Origin of the sequence: Finegoldia magna (genome assembly GCF_002243175.1) — a bacterium.
Classification (GTDB): domain Bacteria; phylum Bacillota; class Clostridia; order Tissierellales; family Peptoniphilaceae; genus Finegoldia; species Finegoldia magna_J.
The window spans coordinates 1-15,380 of record NZ_NDYF01000014.1 but is presented as its reverse complement, the minus strand read 5'-3'; the positions used below and the strand labels follow the sequence as shown (position 1 = coordinate 15,380).

General features: G+C 33.7%; 16 protein-coding genes. 14 read left to right on the top strand and 2 right to left on the bottom strand.

Annotated features, from left to right (window positions below; genetic code table 11):
• Positions 1–47 precede the first annotated feature (47 nt).
• From B9N53_RS06840 to B9N53_RS06800, 9 genes are all read left to right on the top strand, one after another.
• The gene (locus tag B9N53_RS06840) at positions 48–1,052 is read left to right on the top strand and encodes a methionine ABC transporter ATP-binding protein (protein WP_094204264.1); all 1,005 of its coding nucleotides are present in this window, start codon (positions 48–50) and stop codon (positions 1,050–1,052) included.
• Positions 1,052–1,708 (top strand): methionine ABC transporter permease, encoded by a 657-nt coding sequence (locus B9N53_RS06835; protein ID WP_094204263.1) that lies wholly within the window; start codon positions 1,052–1,054, stop codon positions 1,706–1,708. The genes B9N53_RS06840 and B9N53_RS06835 overlap by 1 nt, the downstream gene beginning before the upstream one ends.
• A gap of 11 nt (positions 1,709–1,719) precedes the next feature.
• Complete coding sequence (locus B9N53_RS06830) at positions 1,720–2,562, top strand: MetQ/NlpA family ABC transporter substrate-binding protein (RefSeq protein ID WP_094204262.1); 843 nt, start codon at positions 1,720–1,722, stop codon at positions 2,560–2,562.
• 24 nt (positions 2,563–2,586) lie between these two features.
• A complete protein-coding gene (locus B9N53_RS06825; protein WP_094204261.1) occupies positions 2,587–3,702 on the top strand; it encodes a 5-methyltetrahydropteroyltriglutamate--homocysteine S-methyltransferase in 1,116 nt (371 codons plus the stop codon).
• Between the two features lie 332 nt (positions 3,703–4,034).
• Positions 4,035–4,244, top strand: a complete 210-nt coding sequence (locus B9N53_RS06820) for a hypothetical protein (RefSeq protein WP_199797390.1) — start codon at positions 4,035–4,037, stop codon at positions 4,242–4,244.
• Between the two features lie 155 nt (positions 4,245–4,399).
• Positions 4,400–5,584, top strand: coding sequence for an amidohydrolase (locus tag B9N53_RS06815; RefSeq protein WP_094204260.1), 1,185 nt, complete (start codon positions 4,400–4,402; stop codon positions 5,582–5,584).
• A 350-nt stretch (positions 5,585–5,934) separates the two neighbouring features.
• Positions 5,935–6,666 (top strand): DUF5058 family protein, encoded by a 732-nt coding sequence (locus tag B9N53_RS06810; RefSeq protein ID WP_094204259.1) that lies wholly within the window; start codon positions 5,935–5,937, stop codon positions 6,664–6,666.
• A gap of 1 nt (position 6,667) precedes the next feature.
• The gene (locus tag B9N53_RS06805; protein ID WP_094204258.1) at positions 6,668–7,336 is read left to right on the top strand and encodes a hypothetical protein; all 669 of its coding nucleotides are present in this window, start codon (positions 6,668–6,670) and stop codon (positions 7,334–7,336) included.
• Between the two features lie 15 nt (positions 7,337–7,351).
• Positions 7,352–8,521 (top strand): M20 metallopeptidase family protein, encoded by a 1,170-nt coding sequence (locus B9N53_RS06800; RefSeq protein ID WP_199797389.1) that lies wholly within the window; start codon positions 7,352–7,354, stop codon positions 8,519–8,521.
• Positions 8,522–8,764: 243 nt separating this feature from the next.
• Here the strand turns inward: B9N53_RS06800 and B9N53_RS09150 are convergent, their stop codons facing one another.
• Both B9N53_RS09150 and B9N53_RS09530 read right to left on the bottom strand, forming a co-directional pair.
• A complete protein-coding gene (locus B9N53_RS09150) occupies positions 8,765–8,890 on the bottom strand; it encodes a hypothetical protein (protein WP_148131327.1) in 126 nt (41 codons plus the stop codon).
• A gap of 38 nt (positions 8,891–8,928) precedes the next feature.
• Positions 8,929–9,054 carry a helix-turn-helix domain-containing protein gene (locus B9N53_RS09530; protein ID WP_199797388.1) on the bottom strand — a complete coding sequence of 42 codons (126 nt, stop codon included), beginning with the start codon at positions 9,052–9,054 and terminating at the stop codon, positions 8,929–8,931.
• Positions 9,055–9,382: 328 nt separating this feature from the next.
• Between B9N53_RS09530 and B9N53_RS06790 the strand changes: the two genes are divergently transcribed.
• The 5 genes from B9N53_RS06790 to radA are packed head-to-tail and all read left to right on the top strand — an operon-like array spanning position 9,383 to position 15,222.
• A complete protein-coding gene (locus B9N53_RS06790) occupies positions 9,383–9,844 on the top strand; it encodes a CtsR family transcriptional regulator (RefSeq protein ID WP_094204257.1) in 462 nt (153 codons plus the stop codon).
• Positions 9,845–9,854: 10 nt separating this feature from the next.
• Positions 9,855–10,454, top strand: coding sequence for a hypothetical protein (locus tag B9N53_RS06785; RefSeq protein WP_094204256.1), 600 nt, complete (start codon positions 9,855–9,857; stop codon positions 10,452–10,454).
• Positions 10,447–11,442, top strand: a complete 996-nt coding sequence (locus B9N53_RS06780) for an ATP--guanido phosphotransferase (RefSeq protein WP_094204255.1) — start codon at positions 10,447–10,449, stop codon at positions 11,440–11,442. Before B9N53_RS06785 ends, B9N53_RS06780 begins: the two co-directional genes overlap by 8 nt.
• On the top strand, positions 11,439–13,859 hold the full coding sequence (locus B9N53_RS06775; protein WP_094204254.1) for an ATP-dependent Clp protease ATP-binding subunit: 2,421 nt from the start codon (positions 11,439–11,441) through the stop codon (positions 13,857–13,859). The genes B9N53_RS06780 and B9N53_RS06775 overlap by 4 nt, the downstream gene beginning before the upstream one ends.
• 1 nt (position 13,860) lies before the next feature.
• Complete coding sequence (gene radA / locus B9N53_RS06770) at positions 13,861–15,222, top strand: DNA repair protein RadA (protein ID WP_094204253.1); 1,362 nt, start codon at positions 13,861–13,863, stop codon at positions 15,220–15,222.
• The last annotated feature ends 158 nt before the right edge of the window (positions 15,223–15,380 follow it).

Below are 15,380 nucleotides of genomic sequence, written 5' to 3'. Positions count from 1 at the left end.
TGAATGTCACATAAGGGCTTTTTTTATTATAAAAATGAGGTGAGATTATGATTGAAGTATTAAATTTGAAGAAAACTTTTAATACAAGTGAGAAAGAATTTAATGCAGTTGATGATGTAAGTTTCAAAGTAGATAGAGGTGAAATTTACGGAATAATTGGTTTGTCAGGAGCTGGCAAATCAACACTTGTAAGACTTCTGAACAGATTGGAAGAACCTACAAGCGGCAAAGTTGTTATCGATGATGTCGACATAACATCATTGAAAGAAAAGGAATTATTGGAGGCAAGAAAAGAAATCAGCATGATTTTCCAACATTTTAATTTATTTAATCAAAAAAATGTCTACGAAAATATTGCTTATCCATTGAAGCTTCAAAACATTCCAAAGAATGAAATAGAAAAAAGAGTTAACGAATTATTGGATTTCATTGGACTTAGAGACAGAGCAAAAAGCTATCCTAGCCAATTATCCGGTGGACAAAAACAAAGAGTTGCGATTGCAAGAGCATTATCCACAAATCCTAAAGTGATTTTGTCAGATGAATCTACAAGCGCACTTGACCCACAAAACACTCAACAAGTTTTGGAGATTTTGAGAAAATCAGTAGACAAATACAAAACGACGATAATAATGATAACTCATCAAATGGAAGTTGCAAAAGACATCTGTGACAGAATAGCAGTGATGGAAAATGGAAAAATCATCGAAGAAAATTCTGTAGAAGAATTATTCAAAAATCCAAAAACAGATGTTACTAGAAACTTTATTAGAAAACTTGTCGAAGAAGACGAAGAAGAGATAATAACTGACGATTTTAAGGGAGATGTCGTTAGATTAACTTATTCCAAGAAATCCTACAACAAACCATTATTATCACAAGCAGCGAGAATTTCCGGAATAGATTTTAGTATAATATCTGGAAATATCAACAAACTTCAATCCACTGGAGTTGGATACACAGTGGTTGAACTTATCGGACAGAAGGAAAACATACAAAAAGCAAAAGACTTTTTGACAGAAAATGATATTAGAGTAGAGGAGGTTAAATAATGGATAATTTACTAAATTTGGTATTAGAAGCAACAGGCGAAACATTGTACATGATTTTAGTTAGTACGTTTTTCACAATTTTATTTGGCCTTCCATTGGCACTTATTTTATACACAACTGGACAGTCGGGACTTAATCCCAAACCAAAACTATACGCAGTGTTGGATGTCATAGTTAATATTACAAGATCATTTCCATTCATCATATTGATGATAGTATTACTTCCATTATCCAAGTTAATAGTCGGAACCAAAATAGGAACATCAGCATCCATCGTGCCATTAACAGTTGGTGCAATTCCATTTTTGGCAAGATTATTCGAACAAGAATTCTTGAATGTGGACAGAGGAATCATCGAAGCGTCCAAATCAATGGGAGCAAGTAATTTTAACATATTGACAAAAGTATTGATTCCAGAATCATTGCCACAATTGGTGTTGGCAATAACAAACTTAATGATAACATTGATTGGTTATTCTGCAATGGCAGGAACAATCGGTGGAGGAGGCTTGGGAGCCTTGGCGAAACGATACGGCTACGACAGATTCAACACAGAAGTTTTATTGTGGGCAGTAGTTGTAATTATAATCTTGGTTGAAATTGTACAAATATCAGGTACAAAAATTTCAAATAAATTAAACAAAAAAAACATATAGGAGTGGTAAAAATGAAAAAGAAAATTTTATTAGTAGTATTGGCATTAGCATTGGTATTAACATCATGTGCTAAAAAAGAAAGCAAAAAAGAAGACGGACAAAGTGCAAAACAAGAATCACAAAGCACAGAAAACAAGAAGGTTGTAATTGGAGTATCTCCAGCACCTCACAAAGAAATTGCAGAAAAAGCAAAAGAAATCTTGGCGAAAGATGGAATTGAACTCGAAATCAAAGAATTTGACGATTATGTAACACCTAACACATCACTTGAAGAAAAAGATATCGACTTGAACTTCTACCAACACATTCCTTACTTGGAAAACTTCAACAAAGAAAGAGGAACAAAAATCGTATCATTAGGTGGAGTTCACATCGAACCATTGGGAGTTTATTCTAAAAATTACAAATCACTTGATGAATTAAAAGACGGAGATGAAGTTATAATCCCAAACGATGCTACAAATGGAGCAAGAGCATTAAAATTATTGGAAGAAAACAATGTAATCAAATTAAAAGCTGATGCAGGATTGGAAGCTACTGAAAAAGACATTGCAGAAAATCCTAAGAACTTGAAATTCACACCAGTTGAAGCTGCAACAATTCCAAGAGCATACGAAGACGCTGCAATTGCCGTAATCAATTCAAACTACGCATTAGAAGCAAACCTATCACCAAAGAAAGATGCGATTGCGACAGAAAAAGCTGAAGGAAACCCATTTGCAAATGTAATAGCAGCAAGAGAAGCAGACAAAGACAACGAAACTTACAAGAAAGTATTGGAAGCATTCCAATCAGACGAAGTTAAGAAATATATTGAAGAAAAATTTGAAGGTGAAATAATACCAGCAAAATAGAAAACATTAAGGGGGAGATTGAAAATGAGTTTACACGTACCATTTAGATATGATTATGTAGGAAGTTTCTTGAGAGATGAAAAATTACTGAAAGCTAGAACGGACTTCGAAAAAGAAATAATCACAAAACAAGAACTAAAAGAAATAGAAGATGAATGCATCAAAAAATTAATCGATAAACAAAAGGAATTGGGCTATCACGTAATAACTGATGGAGAATTCAGAAGAAAAAGCTGGCATTTGGATTTCTTCTGGGGACTTAACGGAATAAAAAGAGTTGAACTTGACCATGGATATTATTTCCATGGTAAGGAAACTTATCACACATCTGTACAAGTTGAAGGAAAAATCACAGGCGAAAATCATCCATTCGTAGAACATTTTAAATTCGTAAAACAATTTGAAGATGACAATACAATAGCAAAGCAAACAATACCTGCACCAGCGCAATTAATCGTAGAATTATTCAGAGAAGATAATGCAGAAATTACAAAACAAATCTATCCAGATTACGAAAAGTTGGAGCAAGATATTGCGAAGGCTTACAAACAAGTTATCAAAGATTTGTATGATGCAGGATGCAGAAATATACAATTTGACGATTGCACATGGGGAATGTTAGTAGATTCTGATTATATCAACAGAAAATACGGCGAATCAGTTTCATTAGATGACGAAGCTAACAGATATTTGAGAATCAACAACTTAGCACTTGAAGATAGACCAGAAGATTTGACAATAACAACGCACGTTTGCAGAGGGAATTACGAATCAACTTACGCAGCAAAAGGAGCATATGACAAAATCGCACAAATATTATTTGCACAAGAAAATGTAGATGCGTTCTATCTTGAATACGATGACGAAAGATCCGGTGGATTTGAACCATTAAAATACGTTTCAGGAGATAAAAAAGTCGTTCTTGGACTTATCACATCAAAAAGAGGAGAACTAGAAGACGAAGAAGAAATAATTGCAAGAATTCACAAAGCAGCAGAGTTCATTTCTCTTGATAGGTTGTGTTTAAGCCCACAATGTGGATTCTCATCTAACGAAAATGGAAACATATTGACGATTGAACAACAATGGGAAAAGCTAAAACTCATTAAGAAAATAGCTGAAAAAGTTTGGGGAAAATAATTAATCATATATCTCATTTTTATAAATTACAGGCAATGAAAATTGCCTGTAATTTTTTATGTTATTATATTTTTATTATATCAACGTTTTGGTAGTTTGAAATAAATTGTATAATAGAAATAAAATAAAAAAAGCAATTTATAAAACCTTAAAAATAATTAAAATCATAACGCCTATTATTGATTTAATTATAAAGATTTTAGAATTGCTGAAATCTTTAGGGTATTAAGCTCTAAGCTTAACACCTCCAATACCTTATAAAAATTATACTATAAAGTAGACAAAAAGTAAATGGCTAATAAAACCCCAGTTTACAGTTAAAGGAAGTAAAAATGATAGAAAAGATATTTACTGAAGATGAAATTAAATTATTAGAAGATTTAAAATTGGAAGGAATCAATAACTTAAATATCGAAGATATAATAAGGATAGAAGATGTGATTTCTAAATTTCTTAAAGTTAATGGATTTGATAAAAATTACAATATAACTAAAGATGGGAAACTTGCAGAAAGCATATTGGATAAAATTAGTGAATTGTAAAACTAAACTTAGGTAATGATTTTAGGCTGAGTGATTTAACGGCTTAGGACTTTATTTATGTTTTCGAATCAGTATACAATTAAATTTTAAAATCCTAAGCGGATACTTTTCATCAAAAATAGGGTATATATACTACTATGAAAGGGGAATTTTATATGAATTATGATAAATTATTTTCTTTGATTGATTCAAAGAAAGATGATATGTTTAATGACAGAAGATGGCTTCACGAACATCCTGAACTTTCTTATGAAGAAAAGGAAACTAGTGAATATATTTACAAGCACTATGAAAATAACAATGATGTAAAAGTTGAAAAAAATATCGGAGGATATGGAATAAAGGTTACGATTGACTCTGGTAAGCCAGGAAAGACTGTAGCTTTGAGGGCAGACTTTGATGCGCTTCCAATCACAGAAGATACTGGTCTTGATTATGCTTCTAAAAACAAGGGCGTAATGCATGCTTGTGGTCACGATGCACACACTGCATATATGATGACTTTGGCAGATTGTTTGGTAGAAATGAAGGATGATTTTTCTGGTAAAATTGTAATCATTCACCAACCAGCAGAAGAAATGCCACCAGGAGGATCAAGTTTTATGATTAAAGATGGCGTTTTGGATGGCGTTGACAATATTTTCGGTTGTCACGTTATGAGTCAATTGGATTTTGGAAAAGTATATTACCACAAAGGACATACACAACAAGCTCGTGCGAAATTCGTTGCGACAGTAAAGGGAACTGGTGGACACGGCGCTGCTCCTCACGAAGCAAATGATGCTATCGTTATCGCTAGTAATTTGGTTATGAGTTTGCAAACTATAGTTTCCAGAAGATTAAATCCAATGACTCCAGGCGTTGTAACTATTGGTTCATTCGATGGTAAGGGTCAATTTAATATCATCAAAGACTCAGTAACTCTTGAAGGAGACGTTAGATGCATGTCTGATGATGCAAGAGTACTTATAGAACAAGAAGTTAGAAATATTTGCGAAGGATTGGAAAAGGCGTATAGTTGTGAAATCGAATTGGATTACAAAAATGATTATCCAGTGTTGATGAATGACGATGAGATGACACAACTTGTAGTTGATGCTGTAACAGAAGCAAATATTCCTGAAGTTGTTGGTGTTGAAGATTGCGGTCCACAAGCACAATCAGAAGACTTCTCGTATTATTCACAAGTAATTCCGGCAAGTTTCTTCTATATTGGTGCAAAGCCAGATGGCAAAGCATATCCACATCACCATCCAAAATTCACAATAAATGAAGATTCTATGATCATTGCAGCAAAAGCCATGGGTGCAGTTGCATTGAAGTATTTAAACGAAAAATAATAGGGGGATTTTTTGCGATGGATGCAAACTTTTTATAAGTTGCATCCTTTTTTATTTTAAAATTCATATAAATCATCCAAATAGAAGTTATTGTTGAATACTTATTATTTTTTGATTTAACGTTTATATAAATTACTTCTAATTTATTGTCGTTTAATTATTGTAATAATATATTATAAAATTAAAACTATTAAAAAAACACTAATATTTTTTGACTATAAATAATAGCAATATTTTTTGCAATAAAATTTTTCTATTTACAAGTAAAAATATAAGTGGTATAATAAAAACATAAGGATATCGTATTCATAATAATGAATGGTATCTGAAAAAGAAAGGAGTAGAGAATTATGAAAGAGTATTTGAATGTTGCTAATTCAGCAATTCTATGGTTATCGACTATGCCTGTTGCAGTAGCTGTAGTAGTACAAGCGTTTATCTTTTACAAAAAAGCAAAAAAAGCTGGACCAATTGTTGGACTTAGCGACGAAGAGGCAAACAGAGCATTTAAAATAGGGGCAACTTCAGCGATTGGTCCTGCTCTAGGTGTATTTGTTGTTATGTTAGGATTAATGGCAGTAATAGGAGGACCGCTTGCTTGGATGAGATTATCGATAATCGGAGCAGCTCCTACTGAACTTGCAGCTAGTCAAATGGCGGCACAAGCACAAGGAATAAATTTGACTAGTCCAGATTATAATATACTTAATTTTGCAAATGCAACATGGGTTATGGCGTTAAATGGTAGTGCTTGGTTACTTAGTTCAGGACTATTGGCTGATAAATTAGAAATTTTATCAGCAAAGGTTTCTAAGGGAAATCCAAAAAGACTTAGTATTATCATGGTAGCGGCTATGTGTGGTGCATTTGGGTACTTATGTTTTAATCAAATTTATCCTGGTCTATTTGACACAAAAAAAGTTCCATTCATGGTAGCGGCTATTTCAGGTTTTTGTTTTATGATTTTATTTGAATCTATAAGCAAAAAATATCCAAAATTCAAAGAATATGGTCTAGGAGTTGCAATGATACTTGCGATGATGGTTGCTGTAATCTTTAAGAAAATGTTTCTAGGGGTGTAATATGGAAAATTATGATTTAAAAAAATACGAGCAAGAATTTACAAAACCTATAATAAAATATGGTAGATTGACTAATTTATTAGCTATCCCATTGTGTTTTATACCTTCATTAGTTGTATGGCTTGTATATCACACATTGCCGTCTGTACATGACATCCTAACAGGATGGGGATTGATAGCTTCAATATACGGAATTTACGCAATTATAGAACCTATTTCTTATTTTCCAATGGTTGGCTTGCCAGGAACATATATGGTTTGTTTATCAGGTAACATATCAAATGTTAGAATACCATGTGCTGCAATAGCACAAGAGTCATTAGGAGTTCAACCAGGAACAAAAAAAGCAGAACTTGTTTCTACTATAGGGATTGCGGGAAGCATTGTAACAAATATTATTGTTGTAAGTATCGCAGCTTTTGGTGGAGCAACTCTAATGTCAATTTTTCCACCAATCGTTATTGAAGCTTTTGAATACGTTTCTCCAGCTATTTTTGGAGCAATGTTCGGGATGATAGCTATTAAAAATTTAAAATATGGATTATTCGCAAGTGTATTAGCATTGATTTTAATTCATTTCCATGTTAAACCATTTGCTATTATTCCAATTTTAGTTTTTGGTACAATAATTTTTGGATTTATTTTAGAAAAATATGATAGTAAAAAATAAAAATAGGAGGATAAGATGATTAATTGTAAGGAAGAAGCTAAAAAAGTATTAGACGAAGTTATTAAAAACAGAAGATACCTTCATGAAAATCCTGAAGTTGGATTTGATTTATCGAATACAATAAAATTTGTTAAAGAAAAATTAGATGAATATGGAATTGAATATAGAACTGATATTGGAAAATCAGCAGTTATTGGGTATATTAATCCTAATAAAGGGCACACAATTGCATTGAGAGCAGATATGGATGGTTTGCCAGTAGTAGAAGAAACAGGATTGGAATTTCAATCGAAAAACGGGAAAATGCATGCTTGTGGACATGATGCACATACATCAATGCTACTTGGAGTTGCAAAAGTATTAAAACAAAATGAAGATAAAATTAATGGTACTGTAAAATTAATCTTTCAACCAGCTGAGGAGTTAGGAACAGGTTCAAAGTTTTTATGTGAAGATGGAGTTATGAATGATGTTGACGAAATCATAGGACTACACGTTGGTAACATATCAAGTGAAGGCTCAGTCGGTGACATGGTATTTGCTAGAGGTAGTATGATGGCTTGTATGGATAAATTTACTATAAAAGTAAAAGGTACAGGAGCACATGGAGCATATCCACAAGCATCCAAGGACCCTGTAGTTATAGGTGCATATATCGTTACAGCTATACAAGAAATATTATCCAGAGAAATAGCAGCAACAGAACCAGGAGTTATTACAATCGGTGTGTTTAAATCGGGAAGTGCATTCAATATTATACCAAATGAAGCTTACCTTGAGGGAACAGTAAGAGCTGTAACTAACGAAAATAGAGAGTTTATTCAAAACAGAATAAAAGAGGTTTCGGAAGGGATAGCAAAATCGTTCAGAGCAAACGTAGAATATGAATACTTTTGGCAACCACCACCAGTTGTTAATGATGAAAAAATAGCTGGAAAACTAATTGATTATGCAAAGGAATTATATCCTGAAAATGTTAAAGAAATGAAAAAACCAGTGATGGGAGGAGAAGATTTTGCATGGTACTTGGCTGAAAAACCAGGAGCATTCTTCTTGCTTCATAACCCTCTTGAAATAGACGGTAAATGCTGGGCACATCATAATTCTAGGTTTGCATTGGACGAAAGTGCATTTGAAAAGGGAATGGCAGTAATGATTGCCTATGTAATGAATGAATTAAAATAATATACCTTAAATTTTTTGAGATTAATTAATATTTCATGTAGAATCCTCCGTATTTGTTAGCAAAACAAAATAGGAGGATTTTTCATTTGAAGTTCATTTTTTCGTAGCAATTTAACAAAAAGGAATAATAATACAACTGTTATATAAGTAAAATCAATTCTTTTCGGTATTTAAATAAAATTTTTTGAGGAATATCCTTAGTAGTTAAAAGTTTTGAAGGGTCATATTTTTAGGGTTTGAAAATTAACACTTGTCAACGTTAGAAAGATTGCTTAATAATTCATCAACAGAAACCCATCTGCTAAATCCGTTTTTATCAATTCCTACCAATTCCTCAAATAATTCGATTTTAGTTTTTTTACTTGTCATTGACAATTTCCTCTTTAAAAAGCTTATAAACTTCAATTTCAAGAGCGTCCGCAATTTTTCTGAATATTATATTGTGAAATTCTTCTTCTATGACATTCTATCGTGCTTATATATGTACGGTGCATTCCGCATTTATCAGCAAATTCTTCCTGGGATAATCCCAATCAAACTCGATATTTTTTTAATCATTAGCATATCTATTTTAAAATCTCTCCTCAAAAATAGTTTAAATAAAGGGAATACTAAAAAGTCTACCGACAATAAGTATCGTTAGATACATAGTAATATAAATAATTTACGATACAAAATGAACTTTATTCTCAAAGTATTAAAATATCTTTCAAAGAAGCTTTAATAGCTTTCCTTTTTCTTTGAAAATATTAGAAATGTTGTAGGATTTTGTTGTTGATATGAAAGGTCAAAGATGGTATAATTTAAGAAAGATAAATTTTTTTATCCAATTAGTCAGAGAAAGTCAAAAGAGGTGATAGTATGGCAGGGCTTAGTAACAGCATTGAAGCTTTTTTGAAGGAATTGTTGAGTAACACTGACGATGATTTCATTGAAATAGGTAGAAATGATCTTGCCAATCAGTTTAATTGCGCTCCATCGCAAATTAATTACGTTCTGACTACTAGATTTACTCCTTATAAGGGTTATTATATTGAAAGTAGACGCGGTGGAAGTGGATATGTTAAAATAATAAAATTAACAATTGAAGACACTAATCCGATTAAGGAGATTGTCGAAAATGTTATTGGAGATAGAATTACGAAGGATAAGTCAAACAATATTATTAATATGCTTTTGGATGAGGATTTGATAACTGAAAGGGAAGCTTTGGTTATGGTTCACGCTTTGGAGGACAATACTTTGTCGAAGGTGGATTTTAATGACAGGAATATTCTGAGGGCTGATTTGTTGAAGAATATGTTGTTGGCTTTTATGAGATAGAGGTGATTATATGAATTGCGATAATTGTGGCAAACCTGCTTTTATTCAAGTGAAGATTGTGGGACCTTTTGGTGCTCGTGATGTGAATTTGTGTCATGATTGCTATGAAGAATATATGAATAATTTGAAGAATGAGATTATTTCAAATTCTGATTTTAAGTTTGATTCTAATGAAGAATTGAACGAAAACAAGGAGCTTTTTGAAGAAATCGCAAAACAAATTTCTGATGTGGTGGAACATTTACCATTTGAAAAGGTACAACAACCGTCAAAGAAAGATGCTGATGATAAGAGTGTGTGCCCAGTGTGCAATATGCCGTTTGATGAATTGAAAAATTATTCGTCGATTGGTTGCAAATATTGCTACGATCATTTCAGGGATTTCATCATGGATAAGAGAAATTCAAAAAGCTATCCAAAATATTACAGGGGCAAATTCCCTAAGAATTTTGAAAAGGCAAAGGAAATTTTGGAGAAATTGGATAGTTTGTCAGATGAGCTTTTCATAGCAATGGATAATGAGGAGTTTGAAAAGTGTCACGATATTCAAACGAAGATTGATGATTTGGAATTGAAATTACAAGAATATAGGGAAAAATGTTATGAATAATTCAAGTGTTGTAATGAAATCTGATGTGTCGTTGAGGAGAAATTTGTCGGACTATAATTTTATGTTGGTTATAGACACGGATTCTTGCGACGATATGAAATCAGATATTAAAAAAGAATTGAATAATTTGGGATATTTGAAGGAGTCTAGCGTTTATTCTTTTAAGGATACTAAAAGCACGAACAGGGATTATCTGAGAAAACAAGGATACATTTCCAGTGCTTATTACGAGGATGTGTCACCCGAAGTTATTATAAATAGCGATGAAAAATGCGTGTTTACTTTGGCAGACAATGACCACATCTGCATTACTGCATATGATTTTGGAAAAAATTTGAGAGATATTTACGAAAAATGTTTAACGATTGAAGAAAAATTGAATGACAAGTTGAATTTTGCTTTCGATATTGATTTCGGATATTTGTCAGATGATTTCTACGATTCGGGTTGTATGATGGGTGTGAGCGTGTGTATGAATTTGAAGGCTTTGGAGTATTTCAACAAGATTGACGATATTCAAGATGTTGCAAGATACAGAGGATATATGTTTGAGAGAGCTTTCAATTCTAATACGAAAAGTTCGATTTACAGGCTTACAACAAACGGTCATTTGACAGATCCTGAATATATTATTAATGATATGACGCTGTTGATTGATTCGATTTCTAGAAAGGAAATGGAAAACAGACGCATTTTATTCGAAAATAATCCTGAGTTTAAGGATGACCTTTTGAGGAGTGTGTCGATGCTCAAATATTCAAGAGTTTTGGATGAAATTGAAGGAATGAACAGGATTGGAGATTTACTGATAGCCATTGATTTTGGTATTGTCGATGGTTTTAATGTAGATGAAATTCTTGACTTGTACGATAAGACGAATAAGTTGAAGCTTGAAAAGTTTCGCGAAAACAATAATTTGAATCAAAACATTGGAGTTTTGAGAAGCGAAATTATCAAGGATACTTTGGAAAGACAGGTGAAAAATTGAGAAAATCAGATATTTATAATTTGAGAACTGAAGCTGTGTATGAGGCGATTAGTTTGAAGCACGCTGATCTTGGAGTGGAGCATGTGCTTCTTGCGATGTTCAAGTTTGATTTCAAGGCGTCTCAATATTTGAAAAAGCACGGTGGAAATTACGAAAAAATTAGAAATTTAATTATAGATGAGTTGGGTTATGGAGATAGCAACGAAACTAATCAAAGAATTAGCCCGAAACTTGAAGAGATAATCACTCAAGCTGTACAGTTGTCCAACACTTACGGCGAAAGGGCGATTACTCCGGAGCATATTATGGCGGCCCTTTGCATGGATGGTTCGAACTACGCTAATCATTTGATGAAGAGTACAGGCGTGGATATTATGAAATTGACAGCGGAACTTCGAAAATATTTCTTCATGAAGATGAAGAGAGAACGAGACAATGTCAGCGATAATTCGGCTAATTCTTCAAAGGCAAATGAGATTGAAAAGTACACTAAGAATTTGAACGAATTGGCGAAAGAAGGAAAGGTTGACCCTTGTATCGGTCGTGAGGACGAAATCGAAAGGATTATTCAAGTTCTTCTTAGACGTAAGAAAAACAATCCTGTGTTGATTGGAAATCCTGGTGTTGGCAAGACTGCTATCGTGGAAGGCTTGGCTGTAAAGATTGTAAACGGCGAAGTGAATGATATTTTCAAGGACAAGGAGATTTTGTCGTTGGATTTGGCAGCGTTGTTGGCAGGAACAAAATACAGAGGAGATTTTGAAGAAAGAATCAAAAAAGTTATCGATACTTTGTCAAATTCAGAAAACAAAATTTTATTTATAGATGAACTTCATTCGCTGATGGGCGCAGGTGGTGCAGAGGGTGCATTGGATGCATCCAATATTTTGAAGCCATCATTGGCGAGAGGCGATTTGCAAATAATCGGAGCAACAACTATCAATGAATACAGAAAAACTATCGAAAAGGACCAAGCTTTTGAGAGAAGACTTCAAACTATTATGGTAGATGAACCTTCTGTTTCAGATTCTATTCAAGTTATCGAAGGATTGAAGGACAAATACGAATCACACCACCACGTTCTAATCAGTGATGAAGCAATCAAAGCGAGTGTTGAATTGTCACATAGATATTTGAACGACAGATATTTGCCAGACAAGGCGATAGATTTGATAGACGAAGCTCAATCTATGGTTAGAGTGAAAAACTTCACTGGTGGCAAAAATTACAATAAAATCCTAGAAGAATTAGAAGAAGAAAAGCAAGAAGCTATTCAAAATTCTGACTTCTTACTTGCAGCAGAAAAAAGAGATGCAATCAAGGAAGTAGAAGCAGAAATGGAAGAAGAAGACCAAGACGAAAACAAATTGGAAATTGGATTCGATGAAATAGCGAATATCGTGTCACGCTGGGCAAAAGTTCCAGTGTCCAAGCTAACAGAATCAGAATCGCAAAAATATTTGTTCTTGGCTGATAATTTGAAAAAAGTTGTTATCGGACAAGACAAGGCCATTGATTCTATTACGAACGCAATTAAAAGAGCGCGTGTCGGACTCAAAAATCCGAATAAGCCAATCGGATCATTTGTATTTGTCGGACCAACTGGTGTCGGCAAAACATATTTGGCAAAGAAACTTGCTAAGGAATTGTTCAACGATGAAAACGCGATGATTAGAATAGACATGACAGAATATATGGAAAAACACTCCGTATCAAAACTAATAGGATCTCCTCCAGGATATGTTGGCCACGATGATGGCGGACAATTAACTGATATGGTGCGTACGAAACCATATTCTGTAATATTGTTTGACGAAATTGAAAAGGCGCATCCAGATGTTTTCAACACGCTTCTACAAGTTTTGGATGATGGTAGACTTACAGATTCCAAAGGACGCGTGGTTAATTTTAAAGACACTGTAATCATAATGACATCAAACATTGGAGCAAGTGAACTTGAAAGCAAAAACGTAATTGGGTTTAATACAGCAGAAGATGTCGAAGTTGATGAATACAACAGAAACAAAGAAACTATCAACAATGCAATGAAGTCGATGTTCAAGCCAGAATTTATGAATAGATTAGACGATGTTATCGTGTTTAGCAATTTGAACAAGGAAAATGTCAAAGAAATTGCTGGATTAATGATGGATGAGTTAGTCGACAGAATGGCGAAAAATGATTTGATAATTTCGTATGACGAAAAAATCTTGGATTATCTCGTAGACAAGGGATACGACAAGAAATTCGGAGCAAGACCTCTTGAAAGACTTATCAGAACTGATATTGAAAACGAACTTGCTGACAAGATCCTGAACGGAGATATCGACAAAAATAGAAAAACAACTATAACTGTGGTTAACGACAAGGTTAGCTTTAGAAGATATGTAAGACGAAAAAAGACTGTGAAACAATAATATGAAAAAGAAAACAAAATACGTGTGCAAAAATTGTGGCTACGAGCAAGCCATGTGGATAGGAAAATGCCCCAGTTGTAACAGCTGGGGTTCTATGCAAGAACAAGAAATCGTAGATGAAAAATCAAATATTAAAATGTCAAGTTCAAGCAAATCTTCAAAAGCTGTTAAATTGGTCGATGTAAAGATTGATTCGTCAGAGAGAATTCAATCTTCAATCACTGAATTGAACAGAGTTTTTGGTGGGGGACTTGTCAGAGATTCCGTGTCAATTCTAACTGCAAGACCAGGCGCTGGGAAATCAACTTTGCTGTTGGAGCTTGCAAATGATTTGGCGTCTAAAAATATAAAAGTTCTTTACATTTCAGGAGAAGAATCCACATCGCAAATCAAACAACGTGCGATGAGAACTATGGTGAAAATTCCAGAAAATATTTGGTTGATTTCAACGACTAGCATGGACAATGCGTTGGATTCAATCGATAAAATAAAACCGGATGTGATTTTCTTGGATAGTATTCAAACATTCCAACTTAGAGAATACACTTCACGCCCAGGATCTCCTGTACAAACTGTGGAGTGTGCAAATAAAATCGTAGAAATCTGCAAAAATCCGGAAAAGCCAACTCTTGCGATTATGGTTGGACACATGACAAAATCAGACGAAATGGCAGGGCTTAGAACGCTTGAACACTTGGTGGATACTGTGCTTTATTTGGAAGGTGAAAGCGACGACCCATTGAGATTGTTGACAACCACGAAAAATAGATTCGGTCGAACTGGTGAGATTGGACTTTTTAATATGCAAGAAGATGGAATAAAAGAAATCACAGATGCGTCAGATTATTTCGTCACAAAAAGAAAAAAAGATGTAAATGGTGCAGCGCTTTCTGTAATAAAAGAAGGATCACGAATTTTGGTTGTGGAAGTGGAAGCGTTGGTGTCCAAATCATTCACGCCGTATCCGCAAAGAATAGGCGACAGTCTTCGCAAAGACCAATTAAACACTTTGATTTCTATATTGGAAGAACGCGCAGGAATAAATATGTACGACAAAAATGTCATCATCAAAACCACAGGAGGAATCAAAATCCAAGAACAGTCTGTGAATTTGTCCATAATAATGGCGATAGCATCATCACTTATGAACAAACCAATTCCATCAGATGTTGTGTTCATTGGAGAAGTTGGATTGACGGGAGAAATCAAAAGAGTCCCACAAATCGAAACTAGATTAAAAGAAATCGAAAGATTGGGATACAAGAAAGTTTACATCTCACAAAATACAAAACTAACACAAAAATACGATCTTGAAATCAAACAATTTAACACCATAAGATCGGTAATATCAGATATATTTTAAAAGACACTCATAAAAGAGCGTCTTTTTCTAATTGTACACTTAAGTGTGTTGAGCGAACGAAGTGAGCGAAATAAAAAACCACCTGCTATGCAGGTGGAAGACATTAGCTTTAGCTTCAAGCAAAATACAACCTCCTATGATAAAATAGTTACGCCTGA

What these genes read in the sequence shown, in the direction of transcription:
- B9N53_RS09150 (WP_148131327.1), bottom strand. Translation starts at nt 8,890, where the DNA reads ATGACAAGTAAAAAAACTAAAATCGAATTATTTGAGGAATTGGTAGGA.
- radA (WP_094204253.1), top strand. Translation starts at nt 13,861, where the DNA reads ATGAAAAAGAAAACAAAATACGTGTGCAAAAATTGTGGCTACGAGCAA.
- B9N53_RS06800 (WP_199797389.1), top strand. Translation starts at nt 7,352, where the DNA reads ATGATTAATTGTAAGGAAGAAGCTAAAAAAGTATTAGACGAAGTTATT.
- B9N53_RS06785 (WP_094204256.1), top strand. Translation starts at nt 9,855, where the DNA reads ATGAATTGCGATAATTGTGGCAAACCTGCTTTTATTCAAGTGAAGATT.
- B9N53_RS06790 (WP_094204257.1), top strand. Translation starts at nt 9,383, where the DNA reads ATGGCAGGGCTTAGTAACAGCATTGAAGCTTTTTTGAAGGAATTGTTG.
- B9N53_RS06820 (WP_199797390.1), top strand. Translation starts at nt 4,035, where the DNA reads ATGATAGAAAAGATATTTACTGAAGATGAAATTAAATTATTAGAAGAT.
- B9N53_RS06840 (WP_094204264.1), top strand. Translation starts at nt 48, where the DNA reads ATGATTGAAGTATTAAATTTGAAGAAAACTTTTAATACAAGTGAGAAA.
- B9N53_RS06805 (WP_094204258.1), top strand. Translation starts at nt 6,668, where the DNA reads ATGGAAAATTATGATTTAAAAAAATACGAGCAAGAATTTACAAAACCT.
- B9N53_RS06780 (WP_094204255.1), top strand. Translation starts at nt 10,447, where the DNA reads ATGAATAATTCAAGTGTTGTAATGAAATCTGATGTGTCGTTGAGGAGA.
- B9N53_RS06830 (WP_094204262.1), top strand. Translation starts at nt 1,720, where the DNA reads ATGAAAAAGAAAATTTTATTAGTAGTATTGGCATTAGCATTGGTATTA.
- B9N53_RS06810 (WP_094204259.1), top strand. Translation starts at nt 5,935, where the DNA reads ATGAAAGAGTATTTGAATGTTGCTAATTCAGCAATTCTATGGTTATCG.
- B9N53_RS06815 (WP_094204260.1), top strand. Translation starts at nt 4,400, where the DNA reads ATGAATTATGATAAATTATTTTCTTTGATTGATTCAAAGAAAGATGAT.
- B9N53_RS06825 (WP_094204261.1), top strand. Translation starts at nt 2,587, where the DNA reads ATGAGTTTACACGTACCATTTAGATATGATTATGTAGGAAGTTTCTTG.
- B9N53_RS06835 (WP_094204263.1), top strand. Translation starts at nt 1,052, where the DNA reads ATGGATAATTTACTAAATTTGGTATTAGAAGCAACAGGCGAAACATTG.